Annotated in this window: 32 protein-coding genes; 2 read left to right on the top strand and 30 right to left on the bottom strand. The window is 44.8% G+C overall.

Features of this window, described 5'->3' with window-relative positions; genetic code table 11:
* Positions 1 to 130: 130 nt before the first annotated feature.
* From NBH07_RS20435 to NBH07_RS20380, 13 genes are all read right to left on the bottom strand, one after another.
* The gene (locus NBH07_RS20435) at positions 131 to 931 is read right to left on the bottom strand and encodes a hypothetical protein (RefSeq protein ID WP_156682802.1); all 801 of its coding nucleotides are present in this window, start codon (positions 929 to 931) and stop codon (positions 131 to 133) included.
* Positions 928 to 1863 carry a DUF6712 family protein gene (locus NBH07_RS20430; RefSeq protein ID WP_156682801.1) on the bottom strand — a complete coding sequence of 312 codons (936 nt, stop codon included), beginning with the start codon at positions 1861 to 1863 and terminating at the stop codon, positions 928 to 930. Before NBH07_RS20430 ends, NBH07_RS20435 begins: the two co-directional genes overlap by 4 nt.
* A gap of 2 nt (positions 1864 to 1865) precedes the next feature.
* Positions 1866 to 3287: a hypothetical protein gene (locus NBH07_RS20425; RefSeq protein WP_156682800.1), complete on the bottom strand. Its 1422-nt coding sequence runs from the start codon at positions 3285 to 3287 to the stop codon at positions 1866 to 1868.
* Positions 3287 to 3565 (bottom strand): hypothetical protein, encoded by a 279-nt coding sequence (locus tag NBH07_RS20420; RefSeq protein ID WP_009018481.1) that lies wholly within the window; start codon positions 3563 to 3565, stop codon positions 3287 to 3289. The genes NBH07_RS20425 and NBH07_RS20420 overlap by 1 nt, the downstream gene beginning before the upstream one ends.
* Positions 3540 to 4058: a hypothetical protein gene (locus NBH07_RS20415; RefSeq protein WP_009018480.1), complete on the bottom strand. Its 519-nt coding sequence runs from the start codon at positions 4056 to 4058 to the stop codon at positions 3540 to 3542. Before NBH07_RS20415 ends, NBH07_RS20420 begins: the two co-directional genes overlap by 26 nt.
* A gap of 42 nt (positions 4059 to 4100) precedes the next feature.
* Entirely contained in the window at positions 4101 to 4514 is a 414-nt protein-coding gene (locus tag NBH07_RS20410) for a hypothetical protein (RefSeq protein ID WP_009018479.1), read from the bottom strand.
* Positions 4471 to 5013, bottom strand: a complete 543-nt coding sequence (locus tag NBH07_RS20405; RefSeq protein WP_009018478.1) for a phage holin family protein — start codon at positions 5011 to 5013, stop codon at positions 4471 to 4473. Before NBH07_RS20405 ends, NBH07_RS20410 begins: the two co-directional genes overlap by 44 nt.
* Before the next feature lie 99 nt (positions 5014 to 5112).
* Positions 5113 to 5244 carry a hypothetical protein gene (locus NBH07_RS22520; RefSeq protein ID WP_009018477.1) on the bottom strand — a complete coding sequence of 44 codons (132 nt, stop codon included), beginning with the start codon at positions 5242 to 5244 and terminating at the stop codon, positions 5113 to 5115.
* Complete coding sequence (locus tag NBH07_RS20400; protein ID WP_009018476.1) at positions 5241 to 5486, bottom strand: hypothetical protein; 246 nt, start codon at positions 5484 to 5486, stop codon at positions 5241 to 5243. Before NBH07_RS20400 ends, NBH07_RS22520 begins: the two co-directional genes overlap by 4 nt.
* On the bottom strand, positions 5483 to 5746 hold the full coding sequence (locus tag NBH07_RS20395) for a hypothetical protein (protein WP_039849036.1): 264 nt from the start codon (positions 5744 to 5746) through the stop codon (positions 5483 to 5485). Before NBH07_RS20395 ends, NBH07_RS20400 begins: the two co-directional genes overlap by 4 nt.
* 251 nt (positions 5747 to 5997) lie before the next feature.
* Positions 5998 to 6657 carry a hypothetical protein gene (locus NBH07_RS20390; RefSeq protein WP_009018474.1) on the bottom strand — a complete coding sequence of 220 codons (660 nt, stop codon included), beginning with the start codon at positions 6655 to 6657 and terminating at the stop codon, positions 5998 to 6000.
* Positions 6657 to 7259, bottom strand: a complete 603-nt coding sequence (locus NBH07_RS20385; RefSeq protein ID WP_198285382.1) for a Panacea domain-containing protein — start codon at positions 7257 to 7259, stop codon at positions 6657 to 6659. The genes NBH07_RS20390 and NBH07_RS20385 overlap by 1 nt, the downstream gene beginning before the upstream one ends.
* Before the next feature lie 3 nt (positions 7260 to 7262).
* Complete coding sequence (locus NBH07_RS20380) at positions 7263 to 7901, bottom strand: hypothetical protein (protein ID WP_009018472.1); 639 nt, start codon at positions 7899 to 7901, stop codon at positions 7263 to 7265.
* Between the two features lie 244 nt (positions 7902 to 8145).
* On the opposite strand from NBH07_RS20380, the gene NBH07_RS20375 reads away from it, so the two are divergent.
* Both NBH07_RS20375 and NBH07_RS20370 read left to right on the top strand, forming a co-directional pair.
* Positions 8146 to 8583 (top strand): HU family DNA-binding protein, encoded by a 438-nt coding sequence (locus NBH07_RS20375; RefSeq protein WP_009018471.1) that lies wholly within the window; start codon positions 8146 to 8148, stop codon positions 8581 to 8583.
* 114 nt (positions 8584 to 8697) lie between these two features.
* Positions 8698 to 8922, top strand: coding sequence for a DUF4248 domain-containing protein (locus NBH07_RS20370; protein WP_009018470.1), 225 nt, complete (start codon positions 8698 to 8700; stop codon positions 8920 to 8922).
* A 227-nt stretch (positions 8923 to 9149) separates the two neighbouring features.
* Here the strand turns inward: NBH07_RS20370 and NBH07_RS20365 are convergent, their stop codons facing one another.
* The 17 genes from NBH07_RS20365 to NBH07_RS20285 form a co-directional block, all read right to left on the bottom strand.
* Positions 9150 to 10847: a hypothetical protein gene (locus NBH07_RS20365; RefSeq protein WP_229045724.1), complete on the bottom strand. Its 1698-nt coding sequence runs from the start codon at positions 10845 to 10847 to the stop codon at positions 9150 to 9152.
* Positions 10831 to 11436, bottom strand: coding sequence for a hypothetical protein (locus NBH07_RS20360; RefSeq protein WP_156682799.1), 606 nt, complete (start codon positions 11434 to 11436; stop codon positions 10831 to 10833). The genes NBH07_RS20365 and NBH07_RS20360 overlap by 17 nt, the downstream gene beginning before the upstream one ends.
* A gap of 80 nt (positions 11437 to 11516) precedes the next feature.
* Complete coding sequence (locus NBH07_RS20355) at positions 11517 to 12449, bottom strand: hypothetical protein (RefSeq protein WP_022192458.1); 933 nt, start codon at positions 12447 to 12449, stop codon at positions 11517 to 11519.
* On the bottom strand, positions 12450 to 13118 hold the full coding sequence (locus NBH07_RS20350; RefSeq protein ID WP_156682798.1) for a hypothetical protein: 669 nt from the start codon (positions 13116 to 13118) through the stop codon (positions 12450 to 12452).
* 21 nt (positions 13119 to 13139) lie between these two features.
* Complete coding sequence (locus NBH07_RS20345; RefSeq protein ID WP_156682797.1) at positions 13140 to 14405, bottom strand: hypothetical protein; 1266 nt, start codon at positions 14403 to 14405, stop codon at positions 13140 to 13142.
* Between the two features lie 5 nt (positions 14406 to 14410).
* Positions 14411 to 14815: a peptidase S49 gene (locus NBH07_RS20340; RefSeq protein ID WP_009018464.1), complete on the bottom strand. Its 405-nt coding sequence runs from the start codon at positions 14813 to 14815 to the stop codon at positions 14411 to 14413.
* Between the two features lie 6 nt (positions 14816 to 14821).
* Entirely contained in the window at positions 14822 to 15706 is an 885-nt protein-coding gene (locus NBH07_RS20335) for a S49 family peptidase (RefSeq protein WP_009018463.1), read from the bottom strand.
* 57 nt (positions 15707 to 15763) lie between these two features.
* On the bottom strand, positions 15764 to 16210 hold the full coding sequence (locus NBH07_RS20330; RefSeq protein WP_022192461.1) for a hypothetical protein: 447 nt from the start codon (positions 16208 to 16210) through the stop codon (positions 15764 to 15766).
* A 117-nt stretch (positions 16211 to 16327) separates the two neighbouring features.
* Positions 16328 to 16798: a hypothetical protein gene (locus NBH07_RS20325; protein ID WP_009018461.1), complete on the bottom strand. Its 471-nt coding sequence runs from the start codon at positions 16796 to 16798 to the stop codon at positions 16328 to 16330.
* 588 nt (positions 16799 to 17386) lie between these two features.
* On the bottom strand, positions 17387 to 21355 hold the full coding sequence (dnaG, locus tag NBH07_RS20320; protein ID WP_009018460.1) for a DNA primase: 3969 nt from the start codon (positions 21353 to 21355) through the stop codon (positions 17387 to 17389).
* Positions 21352 to 21756 (bottom strand): hypothetical protein, encoded by a 405-nt coding sequence (locus NBH07_RS20315; RefSeq protein ID WP_009018459.1) that lies wholly within the window; start codon positions 21754 to 21756, stop codon positions 21352 to 21354. Before NBH07_RS20315 ends, dnaG begins: the two co-directional genes overlap by 4 nt.
* A 254-nt stretch (positions 21757 to 22010) precedes the next feature.
* Complete coding sequence (locus NBH07_RS20310; RefSeq protein WP_009018458.1) at positions 22011 to 22199, bottom strand: hypothetical protein; 189 nt, start codon at positions 22197 to 22199, stop codon at positions 22011 to 22013.
* Complete coding sequence (locus NBH07_RS20305; RefSeq protein WP_009018457.1) at positions 22196 to 22402, bottom strand: hypothetical protein; 207 nt, start codon at positions 22400 to 22402, stop codon at positions 22196 to 22198. Before NBH07_RS20305 ends, NBH07_RS20310 begins: the two co-directional genes overlap by 4 nt.
* Positions 22378 to 22752 (bottom strand): hypothetical protein, encoded by a 375-nt coding sequence (locus tag NBH07_RS20300; RefSeq protein ID WP_009018456.1) that lies wholly within the window; start codon positions 22750 to 22752, stop codon positions 22378 to 22380. Before NBH07_RS20300 ends, NBH07_RS20305 begins: the two co-directional genes overlap by 25 nt.
* Complete coding sequence (locus NBH07_RS20295; protein WP_009018455.1) at positions 22745 to 22951, bottom strand: hypothetical protein; 207 nt, start codon at positions 22949 to 22951, stop codon at positions 22745 to 22747. Before NBH07_RS20295 ends, NBH07_RS20300 begins: the two co-directional genes overlap by 8 nt.
* A gap of 19 nt (positions 22952 to 22970) precedes the next feature.
* On the bottom strand, positions 22971 to 23564 hold the full coding sequence (locus NBH07_RS20290; protein ID WP_009018454.1) for a nucleoside triphosphate pyrophosphohydrolase family protein: 594 nt from the start codon (positions 23562 to 23564) through the stop codon (positions 22971 to 22973).
* 17 nt (positions 23565 to 23581) lie between these two features.
* Positions 23582 to 23983: a hypothetical protein gene (locus NBH07_RS20285; RefSeq protein WP_009018453.1), complete on the bottom strand. Its 402-nt coding sequence runs from the start codon at positions 23981 to 23983 to the stop codon at positions 23582 to 23584.
* Positions 23984 to 23994: the final 11 nt, after the last annotated feature.

The following is a 23994-nucleotide window of genomic DNA, read 5'->3' as shown; positions in this document are numbered from 1 at the left end:
AAACGTTTGGTAATATTTTTATTATCATAGTATCTGGATTGGAGATAATAACAAAACCGCTCCACCTTCACAGGCAAAGCGGCTGTCCATTACTAATCTAAAAATCTAATACCATGAAAAACACCTATTACTACATGTCTTGTTTCTTTTTCTCCTCTTTTTCGATCGCTACTTCTAGGGTATAGAGAGCGTCGTATAAAAGGGATTGTTTTACCTGTTCTTTCTTGGTCACGTCTCCGCTGGCCATCTCATCCACGATGCGTTGTTGCGTGTCGAATATATCCAAAGGGGCTTCATTCCCTCCGGAGGAGAATACCCGGGAGAACTTTGCTTGTATGAAATTCATGCTACCTAGGTAGTACCAGAACATGACAGTCTTTACGATCGGCTCTACATTCCGGAACCAAGCCGGATCACCGTCCTCACGTATGGAGAATGAGCCGTCTTTCCAGATTATGGATAGGAAGTTATCCAATGCCTCGAAGAAATCCTGTCTCATCCGCTGTTGCCAAGTCTGTAGCATGATGAACTGTCCGTAGCTGATATTGGTCAGGCCGTCTTCCGGGCCGTATAACTCGATATCTTTGCCTTTGTAGACGGGGAATGGGTTACGGGTTAAGCGGATATCCAGCTCGATCCCTTTTTCTGTCTCTTGGAATAAGAAATCAAAGATGGTGCTCAACGCCGCCAGTTGCTCGGCCGTGATCCATATACGATCTTTGGGAAGGGAAACGGCGTAACCGGTTCCATTGGCTTTCTGATATCGCCGGATTCTCGCGGACAGGCAAAACAATAGCATCTTGACCTTGGCTTCTTGGGCCGTACTTTTCGAGTTCAAAATATTGGCGAGAAAGCAAAGCTGTTCCGCTGTCATCTCATCCCATGTGCCGGGCACGAGGTAATCGATATCTTTGATCGTTATTTTTCTCATAATACGAAAATATGTTTGTCCTTGGAATTAAAGTCGTTCTTGATAGGAGTGGGGAGGCCTAGTTCCGGGGCGTAAACTTTCATGTAATCCTCGATTACCGCTTCTAATGACGTTACCTGCTCGGCGTAGAAATTACCGTTGTCCGTGGGATCGGAATACAGCGGATAGATCGCGGGCTTAAACTCCAGCTGGCCGGCCGCCGTACGTTGTACCCGGGTGGTTTGGCTGGTATGGAGCTTGGCTACGTACATAGCGAGCCATACCCGGATATAATCAATCAGCTTGATCCGGAGCGGATCATCCACGCCGGTCCTTAAGGTGTCTTTTAAGCTCTTGTCAAGAGTGGTCCCGATCCAGCGGCATAGCTTCATCTCCAGTGTATCGAGTAGGGGACGGAACTTTTCGAAGGTCAACCGGGAATAATCGATATTCACCTTACCGTAATATTGGAACTCCCGGGCGGAATTAAGGTAGTGGCCGTTGGCTTGGTTCTTGTAATAGCGGCTTTCTTTCCATTCCGGATAGTCGTTCTCGTGGCTTCCGAGATGCTCCAGTAGCTTATCCAAGTTATTCCATCCCCGTTCCTGCATGCTCTCTTCCGATCGGGCGATCTTTTGATCGCTGGCTACGGTGAACTTATCGTTCCGGCTTACCGTATGCCCGCTGTCACCGATCAAGACCCCTAGCTCCGGACTGGCTATCGCCACGGCCAATGGTCCCAGTGTCCGGCTGGCGAGTATCTTGATCGTAAGGATATCTTCCGTTAACGGCTCTCGATACAGCCGATCGACCAAGGCTTCCCCGAGGTAGGGGACGATATATCGATCGAAAGTGTCTTGAAGATAAGGCTCCAATATCTCGAACTTAAATGAGGCGTTTACCTTGACGGTATGCCTCAAATCATCTATCGTTTGTAGGAATGGCTGTGTCATGATTATACTTTTTCGTTACCGATACTCTTTTCCGATCCCGTGTTCTTATCGAGTGTCGTTAGCATGATATTGGGTATCACGAACTCGATGTCTTTTCCCCATCCGTTGATCTCCCGGGCTAGGTATAGCGGGAGAACCATCATGTCCCGGAGCGGCTTGAACAGCACTTGGGCGATAATGAATAACTCCCGGGCCTCGGTACCGTTGATGTTCTTCGATTTCCCGGGCGACGCTCCTTTCAAGGATGGATGTACGCCCATCGTGTTACAGATCACGTTTGTCGCCTCCTCCGAGTCCTCTATATACTCACCGCCCTTGATAAATGATTCCAAGGGCTTGATGATGATATCGTTCTCCTCGTATTTATTGATCTGATCATACCGGAAATGGGATACGAAGCTCTTACCAGCGTTCTCCTCTCCGGAAAGGAAGTCGTTCAGTTGTTGTAGGAAAGCGTTCTTGCGCTCGTTCCGTTTCTTCTTGTCATCCTTGGGGATACCTTCCGAGTCGTAAAGCTTGTCCCAAAATTTCATGTTGATGGAGACGTGATATTTCAAGACCATCTGATTTTTCAGCAACGCCTTCTTGAATTTCGGGATGGCGCAACTGAACTCGTACCAATCGAGGAAGATGGACCACCAATAAGGGCGGTTGTAATAAAAACGCCCCGGTACCGGCATATTGAGGCTTAACGTATAGCCATTCTCTTCCTCGTCCTTTTTCTCTCCGGTCTCCGGATCGGGTACGAGCCCGGTACGGACCTTGAGATCGTAAAGCGGGCTTCGGCGGTCTAGCAATCTCGTTACGATCACGTCGTCCGGAAATGACTCCTCTCCCCATTGCGAGGAATAACCATGATACTCGATGCGTTTCGTCTTCTCGTCTTGCTCGCTGATCCGGGAAAAGCACATCTCCCGGTGCCAGATCTGGACTACCTTCGGTTTCTCTCCGGCCTTCCGTTTGCCAAAAGCCAGATAGACGAAAGAGTCGGAGAATACGACCAGATCGTTGGCCAGCTCGGACATTACCCGTAAGTAGTTGCTATCCGATATGAACTGGAATATCTCCGGAGCCTCTTCCGGGGTAAGTTCCTCCAGCTCGATCTTTTGGGTCTCCGGATTCTTCACCCTCCGGCAGACCATCAACCCATCGCCGTAGGCCATGTTCGCCTTGAACTCGATATTGCTGCCTACGATCGTGTTGTCGGCGATCTTTTTCATGATCCTTACGGGCAACTTGTCTTGGTGACCGAACGGTACAAACCTGACCTCTTTCTTGACGGAAGATCCTTTGGCCGGGGTAATGACCGTGGCCGTGAATTTTTTATCCTCCAGAAAACCTACGTCCTCGGTCATGACCACCGCCGCTTTCGCTCCGGGGAGGAAAGCGGTGTCACCCATTAGAAATACGTTCTTGCGTCCCATTATGCGTATATTTTTTTACCGTTAATCCGGATGATCATGCAACGGATGAACTTCCGTGGGAACCGTTCGCCCCGAATCCGGATGTTTACCGTACTTCCCTTGGCGTGGATCGAGCTGAAGTAGGCTACCTCATAATCCTCGATCGAGCCGGGAGAGCCATTTCCCTCCCGGCTTTCATTCAACCGCACATACGAGAACGAGAACATCTTGTATCGTCCCCGGTCATCCTTTTGCTGCATGACAGCCCAGACATCACTTTGTTTTATCCTTTTTTCCATATCTCCATCTTAAAAAGATTACCAAGGCCAAAACCATCGTTACGCCGAGCGCCCACCACCCGAGGGCGTTCTTGCCGACATCGGAGTTGAGCTCGGTATCTCCGGATCGCTCTTCCTCATGGCTGGCTTCCGACTGGGCGAAAACGCTCTCGTTCTCCTCTTTCTTTTGGCTTTTCGCTTCTTCTTTTCGCTCGTTCTCATGTTCCTCGCCTTCGAGTGTCGTTTCCGCCTTGACCGGGTATCGACCGTTTTCGTCCGGCTGCCGCTCAAGGTCGAATTCCCTTCGTATGATCCGGATGTTTCTCCACCGATCTCGCACGGTGTTGGAACTGGCAAGCCGTACATCCATAGAGGTATCCAAGCTCTCCAATACCTGTCGCTCTTGATCTCTGTAATGGCTATGATCAGAAGCGCTACGACGCACGGAGCAGCTAGCGCAAAGAGCCACCATTCCGGCCAAGACACACAATCTCTTATAAAGTCCATATTCCATGATTCGCTATCCAAAAGGGAGTTCGCATAAACAATACCACTCTCACATCAGTTCCCAACCAGCCTCGATATCTTCCATAGGGATACGCTCGCCGTTCTCCATGTAGCACATGGCATCCACTAGGGCGCACATCGTTCCCTTGTCCGACAGGTCTAGCCGGCAACAGTCCGGCATTTGCATCTCCCGGCATACCCATCGTACGTAAGCCGCCGTGTCATTCTCATCGCGGGGTGCCCATCGTTCTATCAGTTCCTTTATGGAATGTAGGTTATACGATCGCTGGTATTTTAGCAAGAGCTTCATCATGGCCCGTACCCCATGCGGTATATCCTCGAATTCCTCGAAAGCGTTGTCCTTTTTATCGGCTTTCGATACTTCTCCGGCCCAGTCGTTCCGCTCCGAGTTCCGGATATTACCGGGGTTGTTGTTTCGGATTCCCCTTGGTGTCGTTGTCATTTTTACAATCCTCCTTATCTAATTGGTTACTAATATTCTTTCCTAGCTTAGACTCGATCTCTCCTTTGAGCTGTAGTTTAAGCAGCTTTGGAAACATCATGTTCGGCCAGATAATCAATGCGCTACCCAGCATGCTCCACAGCTCGCACACACAGGCTAGGGTACATCCGGCCTTGGTGATTATGGCGTTATCTTGAGTGAATATCCGTTCCGTAACGAATACCACGAGCATGAAACCGAAATAGACGATCACCTTGGCGGGGGTATCTCTTCCGCTTTGTGATAGGAAGAATTTACCTTGCTTCTTTGCCGAGAACATCCCGAATAGCAAGTCGGCCGTAATAGCCACGCCCATAGCGGCGAAAGCGTATTTCACGGGCGAGATAAAATTCAATAAGAATATCATTCCGCTTATTATCCAGCCCCAAGAATGGTTCAATACCATCTGGAGCTTAATCAAGATCCTCTCTACGATCGGGCTAAATACCTGTGATATCATCTCCAAACATTTTTCACAAAGATGCTCGTAATCATACCTTCGGAAAAGGACATGAAAAAGCCCCGCAAGGATTTCTCCGGGCGGGGCTTGATTGATGTGTTATTCTTTTGGCAATAGTAGGCGAAGTAGTTCTTCTAGCCGCATGGCGGCACGTATTTGTTCTTGCTTGCTGTATTGATTGTTTACGTCGATTACGATGTCGAGTAGGCGGAGGGCTTCTTGGAGTTTCATTTCGGTTCCTCCTTTCCTTCAAACAAACATAATCTTTTTTTCAGAAAACTTAGAGCCGCGATAAGCGACAGTGATTCTTTTTCAGTAAGTACACCCGGGGCATCATGCTCGCATGCGATGAAAGTGATAGCATCATCAATGGCCTTAACATCTTCTTCTAACCCACCTTTATCATTTTCCTGCCAATATCTGATCGCATCCAGCATCCGGTTTGATATACGTATATCTTCCAATCTCATCATTTTTGACCTCCTTTCTTCGCTGAGTTATAAACGAACCAAGCTACGATGACCAGCGGTAAGAACGCCGGAGATAGCATGGCTAATAAGGCTACTGTGTACATTTTAGCCTCGTAAATGGATTCACAGGAGGCGATACCAAGAGGTAAGAGGTTGTAGACCTTTTGGGCGGTAGCCCAAGAAAGGAAACTCGTTTCGTGAGTGGACGTTGATTGTAGGGTACTATTATTCCCCGGCAAACAAATGTTTTCGTGTTTGAGCATAACTAACATTGTTTGTTTGGGGCAGGAAAAACAAAAAACGGTCTCGCCTGTCCCTTTGCTCTACACCACGAAAGGCAGTTATGGCCATTAAGCCATATCAAGGGGGTACGAAACCGTTGTATTATATATACGTACTAGTATGGACACAAAAAATGCCGATACAAATATGTTCGGCGGTCACCCGCCTTTCGTGAAATAGAGCACTGCAAATATGGTGAAAGTTTTTGGGATGGCAATGAAATAAAGGTTATTTATGTGTGTTTTTTTTTAGAAGGACAGACCTCATGATTTTGATCGACCCATAATATTTGAAGATAATTTTGCTTACGGATACCAAATATCCTGAGGGTACCGTCAAGTCGTAAAGAGAATAAACTATCTATATCATCTATTTTTAACTCAGATAATCTTTGTTGCGCCTCTTTGGATAGTAGCTCTATTTTAATCTCATGATGTTTAGAACCACCTTCTCCTCCTTTTGTTTCTTGTTCAATCTCATTCCATGTCTTTTTTTCAAAATCTCTAAGTTTCGGGTAAATTTCATCCATGAAAAAAGATCTAGAAATATCAATACTTATTTGATGCACTATTTCAGAAGGTATTTGTCCATTAAAATCGTCTTTTAATTTTTTGTAAAAATCAGAGAATGATATTGGCTTTTTATTAGATATATGATCTAATGATGTATATAGATCGTTATCTCCGTGTTTACACAATAATTCCATTAAACTGCTTGAGATAGAAAAAGAAATATTTCCCAATGCGGAATCTTTACCCCACTTTTCATTATTAAAATCGAATAGCCCAATTTGCCAACAGGCATTTAGATCTTTATAATTGAGAGGGATAGATTTTGCCTTTTTTTCCTTTTTAATGCTGGGATTAAATGCTGTTTTAGGTGTTTTTGCCATCAAGATAAAGAACTGTAATATTCTGCAATTGAATCGTTAGTTATTATCGTATTTCCCCGTTCCATAGAGGTATAACCTTTACGGGCATTTTTCCATGGAGCTTCCGTGTGAGTTAAATCTATTAGCCATTGTGCAGGTTTGTCTCCATAAAATTTCAATACGTTATCTATAGTATCTTTTTGGTCTATAGAAAGTTTATTTTCGTTTCCTATAGTCATGTTATCATATGATATGCTATACCGACCTTTATGAAAGTTGAAAAAATCACGAACGACAGGACCATTAGCCCATGCCTCTATTGGTTCAGGAAATAAGGATTTTTCGTCCCAAACTAAAGACCAAGCTTGACAATAATAGAGTAACTTATGAAGTTTCATAGTTGAACATTCTTTTATTTGTTTTAAAATATATGTTGCAACATCATATACAGAAACATCATTGGGGATAGCTTTAGGTTTTATATCCATCTTATCTTTATCTGTATATGTGGCCTTATTTTTTGAAGGTACAGAGGAGTTTTGTCCTGTTCCACTATTGTTTTTTTCTGTCCATGTGTCAGTGGCAAATGAATTTGTATATTGAATATTTTCTTGTTTAGTCATAGCTTAAATTGTTATATCTGTAAAATTATATACATCTTTAAGGATTGATATCATATCTTTTCTTTTGTGCAATAAAATATCATCATCATCTCCTAATATAGAGGAGACTTCTATCATTGACTTTATATTGTAATTGAAGTTAAAGTCTAGTGTAACTTCTTGAGTGTTTTCATCTCGTTGTAATGTTAAATTCAAAAAACAATTATCACTTACTTTTACACACCTTAAAGTACTTTGCATTTGCAATGGCATCCCTTTCACGGCTAATAGCTCTATATCAGAGTCTTTGAAATCAATTTTGCCACTTGCCTCTGTTGTGGAGCAGTAGAATGTGCTATTTACTCCAAAGGAAAAAACAGGTGTATGAGGTAATAGTCTTACAATTTCTCTGACTATAGCGGTCGCTTTCCTTATAATAGGTTCTGACTTATTTATCACACTCAGTTCAAAACGATCTTTTACAATAGATACTGTTAAATCTTTTGTCACGAATTTCAAAGAAGCATCCATGTTGACGGGTATTTGTATCTGTATGCTTTCTTCATTTGGTAACAAATAATTCTTTACCCAATCCTGAGTGAGGATATATTTATTCCACGAACCGAGGATTACAAAATGAGATATATTTTCTTTTTCTTTCATGGCTTTATTTTTTAGCAAGCATTTAATCTAATAACAAATTAGTCTTGTGCAAAGATATTCATATATATCAAACAATCAATAAAAGTTCTCAAATAATAATTTTTGTGTGTTATAACTAGATGTTTCCATACATAGCTGTATAAGGATGCACTATTTTAAACACTATATAATATCGATTTTTCACCTTTGCCCCCGTGATCACGACACAACTATCTATTATTCACTTCAAAACAATCAACAAACAATGGCTACAACTTACAAATTAGTGCAGCGACGGGACATGCACAAGGGAGCGACTGAAGGCGATAAGCTTTATTACGCACAGGCGAAATCTACGGGTACTAGTGATATGGAGCGTTTTTGCTCCATGATTGGCGAGCGTTCTTGCGTATCTAGCGCAGACGTGAAAGCGGTGCTGGACTCGCTTATCTACGTGATGAAGCTGGAGATGTCGGACGGCAAGATCGTACAGCTGGGTGAGTTCGGTAATTTCCGTATCACGTTCGGTAGTGAGGGGACGAAGGTGGAGAAGGATTTCAACGCTACTAAGATTCGTCGTCCTAAGTATACCTTCTCTCCGGGTAAGGCGCTTCGCTCGCAAGCGAAAGTATTGCGATTCGAGAAGGTAAGCGTGGAAAAAGGCGAAGGAGGAAACGACTCCGAGAGTCCGGACGAGATCTAGGCTAAAAGTACGCATCGTTTGAGGGAGAAGGGCGCATCGTTTTGGAAAAGAGGGTGCGTCCTTTTTTTATGAGGTTAGTATTCAGTATATTTGATAATTTATAAATAGAGAAGGATGGACAATGAGAATTTTAAGATAAGGGCTTACGGATTGCAGGAGCTAGGCATTCAATATTTCCCGAATAGTGCACCAGCTTCGGCCTCGATCCAGCTAAAGAGATGGATTAATCTAAACAAGGCGTTACTTTATGAGATTACCGAAGCCGGGTATCATTCCGGGCAACGCTTACTCACGCCACGGCAAGTACAAATCATAACAGCGCATTTAGGGCCTCCATAACAGGGGCTCTTTTTTTGTCCCCGCATATTTCGCAACGGTTTCTCATTGTTGAAATGTTAATTTATTGATACTTAATGGTTGCGCACCTCTCAAGTAGCGTTTTTTTCTCAAAGCGTGCGAAAGCACCCCGCAGCGCCCTACAAAAAAAATGCGGGCGCAAGTTCAATTTTTCACCTTATCTGCTGCCTCCCTTAGACAGATCACGCATGAAATGCGTCTACCGATTTTTAATGAAGGAAGATGATTCCGGATTCCGCGTACGCAAGTTCAGGCATAAAGAAATTCGCACCGACAAACAATGTGTCCCATGCGTCGGTAATGTGTGTCTTGTACTCATCCGGGTTATCGGGGCTGTCTTCTGTAGCTTCCGGCGATTTGTCTTTCTCGAATCCGTTCTTGCCTACTTTCACCGCTGTTTGCTCCATGGCGAGTTTGAGGAACTCGTTGTTGTATTTATTGAAAACAGGATAAAGGAGTGCCGGATCATGCTTTAAGGCCCGGTCTATTTGCTCGTGCCTCCAGTCGTGGCGGCTTACCTGTCCGATATAGATATCGGTGATATCCCAACCATATTCCTTGAAGATCCGGATGATGGTATCTTGATAGGACTCGGAGTTATTGCCGGTAGTCCACGTGAAGGTCTGGTCATAAAAGAAGATGATATCACGTTTGAGCTTGTATTTGTAGTATTCGCAAACCTGACGAGCCAATTCATCCAGCTTATCGGGGGTCTTGACAAAGAAGCTCTTTAGGGTACGTAATTGATGGCCTTGTACCTGTCCGATACATGCGGTATTGATTGCGGAGTTACTATCGAAACCGATTAGCAATGGAGCGTCCATATCCAGATCCCCATCGGCTAGGCATCCGGCCAGTTGCAGCCGGTTCCAGTCCGCTCCCATGCTACCCATGTAGCGAGTATCGCCGGGGGTATAGAAATGGTAATCGTTCAAGGCCGAATAGAAGCCATTAGCGACACGGAACAGGCGTTCGTTCATGAATGCGGTACGCCATATAAGGGAAGGAACGTTGCGGTACATTTGCCAAATGTAATCTTTGCCTACGACTTCCATGTTATCGAAAATATCATACTCTCCGTAATATACCGTGTACTCCCGGGTCTTGCCACGCATAGGTTTGACAGGCGCTTGATACTTACGAGCCAACATCAAGTCATGGCGTAATTCTTTGTATTTGCGTTGGGTGTATGGTGTTTGTTCCGGAAGGCGCTCGGTTAATTTCATTTCCCGGTATAGGTTCCGGATCAAGTTGATATGAACCGGATTCATGTCGTTGATCTTATCCAATATCCAACGTCCGGCTTTTAAGGTTGGCATATCCGTGGAATAGAGAACGGAATGATGCCAAGGGCATTGGTTGAAATCTTGCAAATTTCCCCGATTGGCGGGATCAACCTCGGATTTTATCTTATCGTAGTCTAGGAATTTCGCCTCCGGACCGATTACCCAATCTAAGGACATGGAGTTCGCTGACATCCCTTGACTGAAGGAGAGTACGACCAATACGGTGCCATTCCAGAAATGAATGCAATTGCTCCATGCGGTCTGAAGCGGCGGGCGTTTGGGCTTTCCGAAATTGGCGGACAGGGGTGCCCTGCGGCCAACAAAGAAATGAATGCCCTCGATATAGCCCCATTCGGCGAGAGCGTGGATAATCGCCGGTAGCGTATTACCCCAAGCCTTGGCATAGGATGGAGAGATTAAAGCCCCGGTAGAACCCGGCATGGACCAAACATTCCGGATGATGAAGCGTGCGTCCAAACCCTCGGATTTACCGGTACCACGGCTACACACCCAATACTCGTCGTGGGCGGCGATCGCCATTCCCATGCGTTGCATCTTATTGAAAAACTTGCGTTGCGCCTCTTTCGCTTTACGGGTGAAAGGTTCAGTCATCAGTGCCATAGTCGTCTGTAATGGGTTCAATATCTACGATATCATGATCTTGCTTGAACAATGCCCGGAATGATTTCCTTTCTTCTTCAAGATTAAGGATAGGCTTGAAATCATCTCCCATTAACGTGACATCATCGGATGGCTCAAAGCAGGGTGGTTCCCAAGCGCTTCGATCAATGTCATCGTCTTCTTTATCGGAGCGGGTGTATTTACCGATCTTGTCCGCGTTGGCGGCGATACCTTTGGGGTCTTTGGCTTCCCGGGCGATGCGGATACCTTCCTTGGCGGCCTCGATCACCATGTAACGATACCAGTTCTTGCCGGCTAATTGTACATTTCCTACGAGTCTCCGGATAGCGGCCAAATCACGGTAAGCGGTGGCTTGTGATACGGGCTCACAACTACCGTCGCAACCGGCCATCAGGAAAGCGATCAGGTCTTTGTCGGCTGTCATGGGGTCTTCCAATAACTTGGAAACACATAACATCCAGCGATCTTTTTGCATAAGCTCCCGGCAGGAGAGAAGGCTTGCCGCTTCTTCATGCCCTTTGAAAAGTACCGTGGCTATCTTGTCGTATGATGTTAGTTCCTTGTTCATTCTTTCTAAATAGGTTATGATAAAGGGGAACAGCCAATACCTTATGGATTGTCTATTCCCCTTCATTATGGAAGCAAGATTTATTTCAAGTTATCCAGTTCCGCCAGCTCACGTTTGTAATAAGCCAAGCGTTGCTCTGCTTTTTGCCGGAGGTTAAGCTTCCCGTTTTTCTCATGTTGGGCGATAGAGGTTTCCGTGCGCCGGATATTCTCCCTCAGTCGTTCGATCCGGTTGGCGATCTGCATACCTTTCAGCAATTGATCGGCCGGGAGCTCCTCGGTTTTTTGAACCTCGGTTTTTAACTGGATCTGCTTACCCTCGGCCCAAGCGTCGATCTGGTCCCATAGCTTGGCACGGCGGCTCCAAAGCTCATGCACCTGATCGGCGATCGGCTTGCGTTGCTCCGGAGTAAGGGCCTCGTTCTGCATCTCCGTGAATAAGGCGGCGTACAAGGGGGTGATCTGGCGGACCTCGTCGAAGATCGTACGGATGTTATCCGGAAGGGAGGAGTACGTGGCGATCTTCGCTCCGGGCCGTAACAGGGCGAATTGATCTTGCAGTTCTTGCAACTCTTCCTGCGCTTCCTCCAGCTCGGCTTGCAATTGATCGATCTCTCCGGATTTATCGTCATTGTCTTCCTCCAGCTCGGTGATCTTGTCTTGTAGCTTGAATAGCTCGGATTCTTTCACGAGGATTTCTTTTAAGACTTTATCGCCTTTTAGCTGATCCGCTGTTTTCTCGATCGCCTTTGTTGCCGCGACCGCTGTTTTCAAGAGTATCGAACCCCGTTCGGAGATTGTTATCTGGGGTTGGGCCGACGATAGGCGTGCTACGGTTGTCAACTTATTCACCAATACGGTGAAATGGGAATCGAACTGCGGAACCTCCTTTACCTCGCTAAAGAAAGCGATATACTTCTTTCTCATCTCCTCCGGAGCTAGAGCTTGAAAAAGCGCTAGACCGTCCGCGTATTTACGCTTACGGTCCGCTAACCAGTTTTGTAATGTTATCATTTAAGAACCTCCTTCCGGTGGAGTAGGAGCTACCCCGGTGAATAATGCGTCTATATCGATAGGCGTTCCCATGATAATCATAGGGGCGGGGCTATCGGCCTCGAAAGTGAAGGACCAACCTCTTTTGTCGGCCGCCGCCTTGCCGCCGTCGAAAGAGGCGGTAACCGTACAAGGATAGCCGGGCTGTCCGATAAGCTGCTGGCTCTCGTTGTCCTCGATGATCAAATAGCCGGGCGTATTGCAGATCTGCCGGGCGAAAGCGGCGGCTTCCACTTTCTTGCCGGGGTGGAAGAACTCGCCGCTGATCTTGTAACTTTTACAATCTGTCTCGCCTTGAGACTCCGCTTTGTATCCTACGGTTGCCCGTGTCGCGTAAATAGGTGTCGGTTTACCTCCCGACTCTAAAAAGGTAAAAGCTCCTGTCGCCGTCACGAAATCGGCTGTGGCCTTGGCCTCTTTGGGGAGCGTGGGGATGGCAGAGACTGAGGTTTCCGGAATAAAGGCGATACGACCTTTATAACCCCCCATATTGTCCGCTCCGGCTGGCCATAAAACAGGGCCAAACGAGGCGCACATCACATAATCCGCCGGAACGTCCGCCCCCATGAAGAGGACGGATAGCACCGCTAGCAGAAACAATACGGACAAAACTTTTCTGAAATCTTTCATCGTTTTATTTATTTACTGGTTTTACGATTTGGTATAAGTACCGGAAGCGGTGAAGTCCTCTCCATCGGCTACCGTGACTTTCACGTCTGCCGGCTTGGTATAACCGGCGATATCCTTGAAGGATACGGTTTGCTCACCTTTAGGTATGCCTAAAAGGGTAGCTCCGTTTCTCATCCACTCGCCGTTCTCGCCCACCTTCCAAGCGGCACCGGCTTCTATGGCCTCGTCGCTCTCGATCGTGACGGTCAGGGCGGCACCGGTTACGTAGTCGCCCGCCAAATCAACGCCCTCATTGGTGAACTCGTTAATCTGGAATACCTTCGGATGGATATCTTGAAAGCGGGTACCGTACCCGGCCTGTAGCCAGAACTGAACCTCGTTCGGGTCCTCGAAGATATCGCGGATCTGGACGAACCGGGTCGCCTTCTTCGTATTCACGCCAAAATCCAGCATTCCGGGACGGATTAAGATCAAGGCCTGTCCTGTTCCGTATGCCTCATGGGTGACAGGTTCCAGTCCCGGGAACTTGGCGTCGTCCTTGACCGCCTTCCAAAACTCCTCGGTGGATGGGCGGGCGAACGCTTTTGTCTTTTGCCGGTAAGCCTCCTTACAGATCAACTCGATCTCGTTGGCATAATACAGGATCGCTTTACGGCGTAAGAAAGGATGTGCCGCACGTAAGAAGTTGACCAGACGATCGTAATCATCTACACCGTCACCACCGCCAAACGTACCGGTACGTACTAGGTTACGATTCGCCATGGTGATATCCTTCGTTGTCTTGAAATGATCGATCCAAGGGAAAAATCCGGTGAAAGAACTCATCGGGCTATACACATTGTCGTTTCTCTCGGCGAAGAAAGCGGAGAAAGTGATATCCTCCGAATGGCTGATGATGTGATTATCCACCACGAATTTCTCCATGGGGTGTTTCTTTACCGTATGGTCCACCTTCTCTCCGGCGTTGGAGAGAATACGTTTTTCCGTATAATTTAAGATGTTATCCTTCAAACGAGAAACGGTAAGTTCCGGTTTGATGGACATCTCTACCAATTTACCGATCTCATCGGGATACTTAATCTCGGCCCCGGCTTTATATGGGCCGGTGTGTCCGGCTTTGCGGCGAGCGTTCACGATCACGTCCTCATTCTCGATCTCGATCACGTTGAGCTTCATGGCCGCGGCGAACTCCTGAAACGTGAAATAGGGAAGGGTACGCAACACGTTATCGTAATCCTTCGCGTAACGATTCAGTTTCTCAATATCTAAAATGCCTTGTTTTGCCATTGTTCTTAGTGTTTAAAAAATCCTGTTTTCTCAGCCTCGGCCATGATAGCGAGGGTATCATCCTCATGCTTATCGGCGAAATCCTTGATATCTCCGGTCTCTGCGGTCGGCTCTTGCTTTACTTTTGCTTCCGGCTTTTTGCTTGCCGGTGTTCCCTTTAGCTCTGCCACGTCTGATTGAAGTTGCTCAATCAGTGTGTCTTTCTCTTTCAACTTTTCTTGGGCGGTCGATAATTGCTCCTGTAAGTCGGAGGTATTACCGGTGCTCTCGATCGAATCGAGCAGCTGATCCACTGTTACGTCTTCCGCTTTCATGTCCGGGTTATCACCCAGTACCTTATTCAGAAGCTTGTCCCAGTTGTCGGCCGCTTGTTTCATCGCATTGTACGAATCATCTTTCAACCACTTCATAAATCACTATGTATTAAAATAATTAAGAACATTCTCGAAAGTATCTATCTCATCGATCATACCGATGTCCATGGCCTCCGGCGCGAAAAACATCTTACCGGTGGCCCATTTACCTTGATCCTCATTGATCACGCCTACCCGGGCGTTAGCGATACTGGAGATGAAATTCTCGTTATACGTATCGCATACTTTTTTTAGCGGTTCCGTATCTCCCTGCAGAGCCTTGTGAAATTCTTGGTTCTTGTCCGTGGATTTGGAGGCATAGATATCGATCAACTTGATTCCCATCTTGGCATAATACTCGCTGGTATCAACGATCGTCATATAGGTACCCACGCTTCCGATCCGACAGACATTGGAGTTCGCTACGATCTTGTCGCAACAGGAGGCGATGCCATAGGCTGCGGACGCTACGAAATCATTGCAGAAAGCTACGACAGGTTTGTTTCGGCTGTTAATCGCTTCCTGCATGATCCGGCATCCCATTCCCTCGCCTCCGCCGGAATCGATATTCAAGACGATCGCCTTGATATTATTCTCGTTGTAGCATCGGTTTAGGAGATTCGCCTTGGTAAGCATTCCGGATGGACCGCATTCTTGGTCGTATTTCGTGATCGCCCCGTTGATGTTCATTATGGCTACGGAGTTTTTGGGTGCGTCCTCGGGTGGAGACCATCCTCCATACTCGCTGATCTGGTATGCGCCATTTTTTAGGGAGGCGAAAAGCAAGGCGTTATCCTCGGTCGGCTCTTGTTCGGAAGAAGCGTTCCGGGGTTTCCCGAACATCGTTTCCGGCTTGGTAAGAAAAGATGCGATAAGGGGGAAATAATTCGCCGCGAAGTTTTCCTCGACGAACCATACTCCCCCCAGAATGTTGTGTAGATAAAGCATATCTTCCTTTTTGATGGCAAGGATATACTTATATATATGTATGGTAAAGGACTTCGGTCAATCGATCAGTTGAAGTTGCGGAACCAATTGCTTTCCGGATAACGAGATTTTGTATCCCGAGAAACCGCTAGGATCGCTGGGGTGCAACACCTCGAATTTGCATTTTAGGGGAAAACGATCCGATCCGACCACGAATGTATCCCCACTAAAGTGTTTATACTTAAAGATCGCCGTGAGGTGGTTCAATCGTTCGCATTTTTGCCATAGATCGCCGGTCATATATTGACGGGGTATTTGCAAGGAACCAGATACATTATATAGAGTGCCTGATTCACTTTCTTGTGGCTCAACCTTGATAGAGGTTCCATATCTTCCCGGGTGAAGGTTGATCCAGTCTCCGGACTTGAGTCCAACTTTTACTTTGTCTGCCTCTTGAGACACGCTCGCTATTTGCCTCGAGAAAGCGAACCACGCATCGGAGATGCCTCCCATATTGTCTGCCATAACCTTAGTTTTTATTTGTTTATCAATAATATCTGATCGTAATGGATACACTTGGAATTTTATTCCTCCCAAAAGGGACAAATCGATACGCTTGGTCGGAGTGAAAAACACTCGTATTTAACTTTTATTGTACGAACGTTTCTCTTTTTGCTTCCTAGTTCGGTCCCTCCAGCGATAGTAGTTCTTTTTTAGAGCATCCTCGCTGATCCCGTTGATATCGAATTTGCGCATAAAGGAAAAAATACTTTCGATATACTGTATCCCATACATATGCTTGTTATAATCTATCCATTCGTGCAGCTCGGCCCAGAACATCAACTCTATCCGTCGCTCAAGGATTCGCTGCGAGCGTTCGCTAAGATAGTTGTAGTAAGCCGGATCTTTTCCACATCGTCTGTCCGGCAAAGCTATTTCCAGCGTTCCTTGCTCCAAAGGGCAGGAGGCCGGGCGCTTGGATGTCAGATCAAACAGGGTATGATACAAATCTGTCTTGTCCGGAAGGGTTATCACTCCTTCCCGGCAATCATTGAATTTTCCACGCATGTACTCCTCCAAATGCTTTTTTATGCTTATCTTTACTGTCACCATATCGATTTTCTCTCTTCTTATAGGCTTTTTTACTCTATTTTCCCTATGTGTATGTGTTATATTTTGCGACCAACACGTCAACAGACCAACAGGAAATATAAAATATGATGCTAATTTACTATATTTCAATGATATAATCGGTAAAATACTAAGAAACATGCGACCAACCAAAAATAGTGGTTGTTGGTCACCCCTACCAACCGTCAACAGTGCTTCATTTTTCCCCGAATTTAGAATTATTGCCAACAGTGACCAACAAAAAGAAAACGATGACCAACAGGAAACAACAGCCTACTTCTATTTAATTAATATATATATTATTGATTATTATATATTTATCTTATATCTGTTTTGAAATGTTTCATCTTTTGTTGGTCTGTTGGTCTGTTGACCACTTTTTCTATCCTTTATAGGGTTTCAAAACACGCAAAACTTGCTTATTTCTTTTTTTAATTTCAGGGGGTCCGGGGGAAATAGATGAATAAAGATAGAACCGGCTTCCCGGATGTGCTTGTTGTCCATGGCCTCCAATAGCCAAGCTATATCCTAGAAAGTCGGTTCTATGCGATTTTAAAATACTATCAGTCGTTAAAAGCGGAATCCCGGCTCAGTCTCCGGAGTCTGATCGTAGTTTTGTACGTCTCTTTCGAAATCGACATCGAGCAAGTCTCTGAGAATATCGTAATTGAAACAAACTGCCGAGGTATTACTCTCTTTGTTCACCATAATACGTTTCATGCTGTTATCTATGGTGGGTTCTCCCGCCGGGTTTGCTAGAATGTCTCCTTTTGGGACTTCTTTCACCTCTTGCCATCGATAACGAGTGGAACGTACTTTGCCAATATAGGCCTCGTTACTTTCGAAATAGGTATTTAAGGATTGAAGAGAGAACGCCTCACCTTTTAGCTGTTGGGTATACATAGGATAGATATTTGTCATGTTTAGATATAAAACACGGGTATCTATGGGCTCTAGGTTTTTTATTTCCGTATCCCGGCCTTGTTTCTTAATTGTTACCTTTCCCGGTACCTCGATCTTATAGTCTCTACCTTGAACTAGGCTTCCTGTATCGATCAAGAAGTTGAGTATACTGAAGAAGTTGAACATCTTATTTGAGGAACTAATCGATTCTACTTGTTTGATCACTTTCGCTATTGCGATTTCGAAGAACTGTTCTGCGGTAAAAGGTAGTTGCAATGAGGTATGTTCTTCCACTATACGACAAACGGAAACGAACATTGATACCGTCTCGAGTATACGAGAGAGGCCATCCGTGTTTTTAACGGATACCCGTACCTCGTCTTTCAAGGATTTAAAGACCTCGTCGTATACTTTCTTATAATGTTGCAAGATGCTATTTCTGCACGCCAATATCTCAAGGAGGACGCTATGTAGTCCGGATTCCTCGTATCCTTTCAACTCATTGAAGATTTCTTCTTCCAATTCAGACCGATCGTCACGTTTCGGTACCTCGCAAATGATACATCGATTTGCGAGAGAGTTGTCATCCTGTTGGGGGCTTTCTTGGCCCATGATAACAAGAGCTGCGTTCACTTGGCTACTATCGATCTCCTTACTTACCGCATCCTTACGTTTCTGCTTGCCTTCTCCATCATATACAGCGGATTTCAAGGCTTGGAAAATCACAGGGTTTATTTGCGTGTCGTTATACTCTTCGAGCATGATCGGGATATTCCGGTATCTCTCCAGCCAAGAGAACAAAGCGGCGGGGGTTCCGGAGTTTAGGTTGAATGCTGGTGCGTCCGGAGACATCGATAGAGAGCGGATGGAATAACCAATTTGTGATTTTCCGGAACCCGTCGGACCGATAAAGAATAAAGCCGTAAAGGTTCTCCTGACATTGTATATATCGCTACGGAAGGCACTCATGATCGAATATATGATCGCCCACATACCGTTATTGTTTAGCTTGTATACCTCGTTCATCAGTGAGGCCCACTTTTGGAAATTGATAGAACATCCCGCTTTGGGTTCCCGGTACTTGATGAAGCGATCCAGATAGTAGCGATCGCTATCCCGGCGCTCAGATGCGTAAATTTTAGAGAAAGCCGGGATATAATAGTATTGTTTATTGTGTTCCACTAATCCCAAATCTGATACGTATTGGAGTTGTTGTTTTCCATCGATATCATGGACTATAGCGTTACTGAAAGCGAAGAATCCTTCATCATACCAGCCAAACATACGAAGCTCAAAACACTTCTTGAACTTGCCCGCCCAACTATCCATGATCAAATCGAGATGGTTTTGTGTCCCATTGGAGAAATTGATATCACCTTCTTCCCATAAGCGTTTTTTAAAGGATGGGAGTGTGAGCATCTCTGCGCTGATCCACTCCATATAAATCGGATAGGGATAGTTTGCTTGAGTGAGTTCTACGATACGTTTGTTGGCTTGGCTTTCTTTATCGTAAACATGTAATAGTGGCTCAATATAGAAGTTTCCTACTCTCATAAACGATTTTTTACCATTAGCGAATATATATGCTAATTTTCTTCCATTCTTATCGAGATATGGGAAAAACTGATAGGCACGCCATAACCGGTTAATCGCTGGATCAGAGTCTACATAATCCGGGAGTCGGCTAGGATCGAACATGAGTGAGGCTCCATCTACTTGGAGTGCGTCTGAATTAAACCGGGCCTCTGATTTACGGATATCGAGATATGGTTTCAAGACATGTTCCAGAGCTGTTTTGGTGACCCCTAACATCCGGGCATAATCTGTAGTTTGGAAAGCCCGGGTGGTAGCATCCGCGTAGGATATCACTTCAGAGCATCTTTCTAAGGCTATTTTCTTTATATTCTCGGGAGATTCCCGGAATGTACTGTATAATCCGATATAGTATTCATTGAATCCAATCTCTTTCTCTGTGTCTACGAGTTTATAACGTTCTTCACCTTTCTCGTCTACATAACTTTCCCGCTCTCTTTTATATTTGCTCATGGAGACCGTGAAGCCGGTTCTTGTCAAGGAACGTAGAAATGAGAGCTCTTCCGGTTCGATCATGTTTTCTTTTACCTCGAATTTATCCCTGCAACGGATGATGGGAGATAGCCGGCGAAGCTCTTGTACCTCGGACACACCCGGGATACCTGTTATAAGGATGACCGGACAAACTCCCCATCCCTCGGAGAAACGATTGACAGACCAAGTAAGGGTGACTTGTTTGTTCCCGGTTTTTACAAGTTCCTCCGCTTCTTCCACGCCGGTTAATCCCGGTTGGGTAGGTTGGGCTGGCACGCTTTTCTTACCTACGGCTTGTAGCTCGGCAACTAGATTTGTTATCAATTCCCCATCTGCGTTAAATCGTTCGGCGAGGGATACGATATATGCTTGCCTTTGTAATTTATCCGGTACGACGGAGATACTTTGGGCGATAATCCGGAGAACCTCTGTTTTCCGGATCGGATCATCCATCTCGCTTTCGAATGCTTTATAAATAAAGGAGATGAAGTCGGTCTCCTGCTTTTTCAAGAATTTGGCTAGTTTCTCAGTCCCCATCTTGCGGGCGAAACTGTCCGGATCTTCTCCTTCCGGAAGAAGAACGGCACGGACGTTCATGCCCTCGGCCAGCATGATATCCATGTTCCGGACGGAGGCTTTCATGCCGGCTGCGTCTCCATCATAAACAGCGGTGACGTTTCGGGTAAATTTCTTGATGATCCGGACTTGATCTAGTGTAAGGGCGGTACCGCTACCGCAGACCGTATTGGGATAACCGGATTGAACGAAAGAGAGTACGTCAAATTGACCTTCCACCAAATAGCATTTATCGGATTTCGATATCTCTTGGCGAGCTTGGTATATACCGAATAACGTCTTTCCCTTATGAAAAAGGGGAGTCTCCGGAGAGTTTAGATATTTACATTGGGTATCCTTTTCCAAGGAACGGCCCGTGAAACCGATCACTAGTCCTGATAAGGAATAAAACGGGAATGTGATCCTATTTACAAATCGATCGAAAATCTTTCCGTTCTCTTTCCTTGTAATCAAACCGGCCTTCTCCATAGCCGCCATGTCATAACCTTTTTGAGAGCCTAACTCGGTCAATGCGGTAAACATGGATGAAGAGTACCCCGCTCCATATTTAGACAGGATATTCGGGGTGATTCCTCGTGTTTCCAGATATTCAGCGGCCTCTTTCTTCTTGAGGAAAGCCGTAAACGTTTCTTGGGCGAATGTGAGGCAGATTTGTAGGGCCTCCCGCTCTTTCGTTTTCTTCCGTTCATCGTCGGTTAGTTCCCGTTCGGGCACTGTTATGTTGTATTTCGAGGCGACTAGCTTTACCGCCTCGAAGAAAGATATCCCTTCGTGCTCTTTTACGAAGGTTATCACGTTCCCGCCTTTACCACATCCAAAACATTTCCAGATATTCTTAGCGGGGGATACGACTAGGCTTGCGTCCTTGTCCCCATGGAATGGGCAAACTCCCTTGTAATTTACTCCAGCTTTTTTTAGCTTAACATAATCACCTATCACGTCTACTATATTGGCCGTGTTGATGATATTATCGATCACGTCTTGAGGTATCATATTTCATCTTCTTTATTGTCGTTAAATAAATATAGTTGTCGGGCTTCGAAGGCCTCTTGTAAGGATACGCCTAGAGTTGTGGCTAGACGTAAATACTCTTGATCTGTGGGGCTTTCCTCCCCCCGGTATAATTTCCAAAACCGTACTTGGTTGATATTTACCGCATGCAAGAAAGTTGTTGTTACATTGAAATATTCCGGATTGATTAATTTAATCCGGAACAATTCTAGCACAAGGTTCCGTTTTACGGAAGGACGGTAAACGATATGGTTCCTATGGATATATAGTTTAACGGCTAACTCGGTCTTTCCTAGAATCTTCCCTATTTCCTTGAGAGTTATCTTCCCCAGATTCTCCTTCAATATTTTTTCTTGGCTTTCTGACCAGCGTTGTCTTTTCATGTCGTCTTATGAATTTATAATCTTGACTAAAATCATAGTCATAGTTTCCTTCTTGAATGAACATACAGACTATTTTTATAAAGAGTTCTCTGTTTTCCTCCTTAACCGTAGCCTCGAGAGAGAATGAACAATCTACTTTCATATTTAGAAGTTCATTATATACGCTGTTCACATACTCCCGGAATTGATCTACTCCCATTTTCTCTTTATAGATGGCGATCCAGTTCCAATCTGTCATTCGATACCGGGCGTAACTATCCATCGATTACCTCAATATTGTCAAAATCTGCGGTGTCAAAATCCAATGGTTCTCCAAAAAGAGGATTATCGGAGGTGACGCACGCTCCCGGAACATATAGGTTTAGTTCCAGCCATTTCAAAAAATCCTCCCGGTCGCAATTAACGGGAGGGCATTCTACTTCGTATATGATTCTAGCTTTCATTGTATATTCTTTTCTAATTGTCTTTTCATATCCATTACGATCCTATCGACACTTGATCTTTGATCGATAGGCTTCGTCGCCAAGTAAGTACATAAGCAATCATCTAGGATGACAGCTTCTTCCTGTGAGATATCCTGAATGATGATCTTGCCGTTTGAATCCGTTTCGATATACATGATCATTCCTCCTTTCTCTGTGCCCATATGTTGTCCATCTTGGCTAACTTATTTTGCATGTAGCTGCGAAGTAAAGTGGAACATTCTTCTGTATAGTCCGCAAATTTGCAAGCGAACTGGTATTCACATGTCCGATCAACATCACGAACGAATTTGCCGGCATGATTGATTATGGCTTTTATGTGCATCTTATCGGACTGGATAAATTGCTCGTCCTGCATTAATAGCTCTTGGATTTCCATAGCGGAGTTCTCTAGGATATCTGCCGCTATGAACATCATCCAAATCGGTAAAGCGTACTCCTGCGGAGTAGTATGCGCCAACTTTTTTCTTTTGGCGGTGGCTACAGCCAGCGCTAAATAATTCTTGTCATTCATCTTTTTTCTTTCCTCCTAAAATTTCCATGGCATGATTACACATCTTGATGGCCAGATATTGGAATAGCTTGGGAGATTTGTTTTTTGCGGGAGGTAAAAAATCCACATTCAATTTAACCATATCCTTATGTTGCGTGATGGTAATCACTGCCTTTGCTTGCTTGATTGCCTTGTAGGTCTTTTTATTCAGTCGTTTCATATTTTATTATAATTGAGGGTTAATACTTCTTTCCGTGCATCTTCTCACGGAACTGATTATACTTCATCTTCTGCCCGATATGCCAAAGTAGGTCAATGTCAAGATGCTTTGCAAGTCCGAAAATAGACATCACCATATCGTTAATAGCAGTGGTAAAATCATATAAGCCTTCATATCTCGATACAAGTGTTGATATAGCATATAGAGACTCTGTAAATGTTTCGTCTTTACATGATTCAGCCATATCATCTATGCAATCAGCAATATCCTTAGTTGCAAGTTCAAAAGAAATATTCCGCGTCCCTGCCAAATCAAACAGACGAATAACAGCATCGGCAAGCTCATCTTCTACAGTGTCTTTGATACATCGATTAAAAACATTGATAAACTTTTCTTCTGTTGTAAGCCATCCTTGACATTCAGTTATCTCGTTATATTCATATTTTTCCTTATTAAATTTCCTCCCTTTCCTATCAGCTTCTACAGCTTCCATCAACTCGCTGATAACAAGACAAAGAAAGTGCTCATTACTCAATTCCTTATCGTGGAATCCGTGGTTACAGGCTATCTTATAAGCTTGATCGCGTAGTATGTTCAAATTAATGTTACTCATTTCTTTTTAGTTTTACGTTAATCTCCTATGATCTGTCTAATCGCATATGTTTGCCTTCCTTTGAAATCAGAGAAATCAATCAAGGATTGTTTACGATAAAGGGCAAGGGCTATCTTCCGGAATCTTTCATAATTACGCCGGTCAATAGGTTTAAGCTTCCATTTATTCATATCTTCCTTTAGTTTTTTGCGAGTATGGGCAAAATGGCCTATACAGCTATTTTTCCCAAATTCATGCTTAAAATCATAGCAATGGAAATGATCATCCTTTGACAGAAAGATTCTTAGTTTTTCCAATCTGGTAAAACTTAATCTCTCCACACCTTGCCTGGATGTCTCTTTTTCTTCCAGCCAAGCTTCAATTACAAGGTCGTAGAAACCCGAATTATATTCTCTTTTGTAGAAATAATGTATTTTCATTTCTTATTAGG

This window comes from Parabacteroides sp. B2-S-102 (assembly GCF_023656665.1).
Lineage (GTDB): Bacteria > Bacteroidota > Bacteroidia > Bacteroidales > Tannerellaceae > Parabacteroides > Parabacteroides distasonis.
The sequence above is the reverse complement of the archived record's forward strand: the minus strand, read 5'-3'. Positions and strand labels throughout refer to the sequence as shown.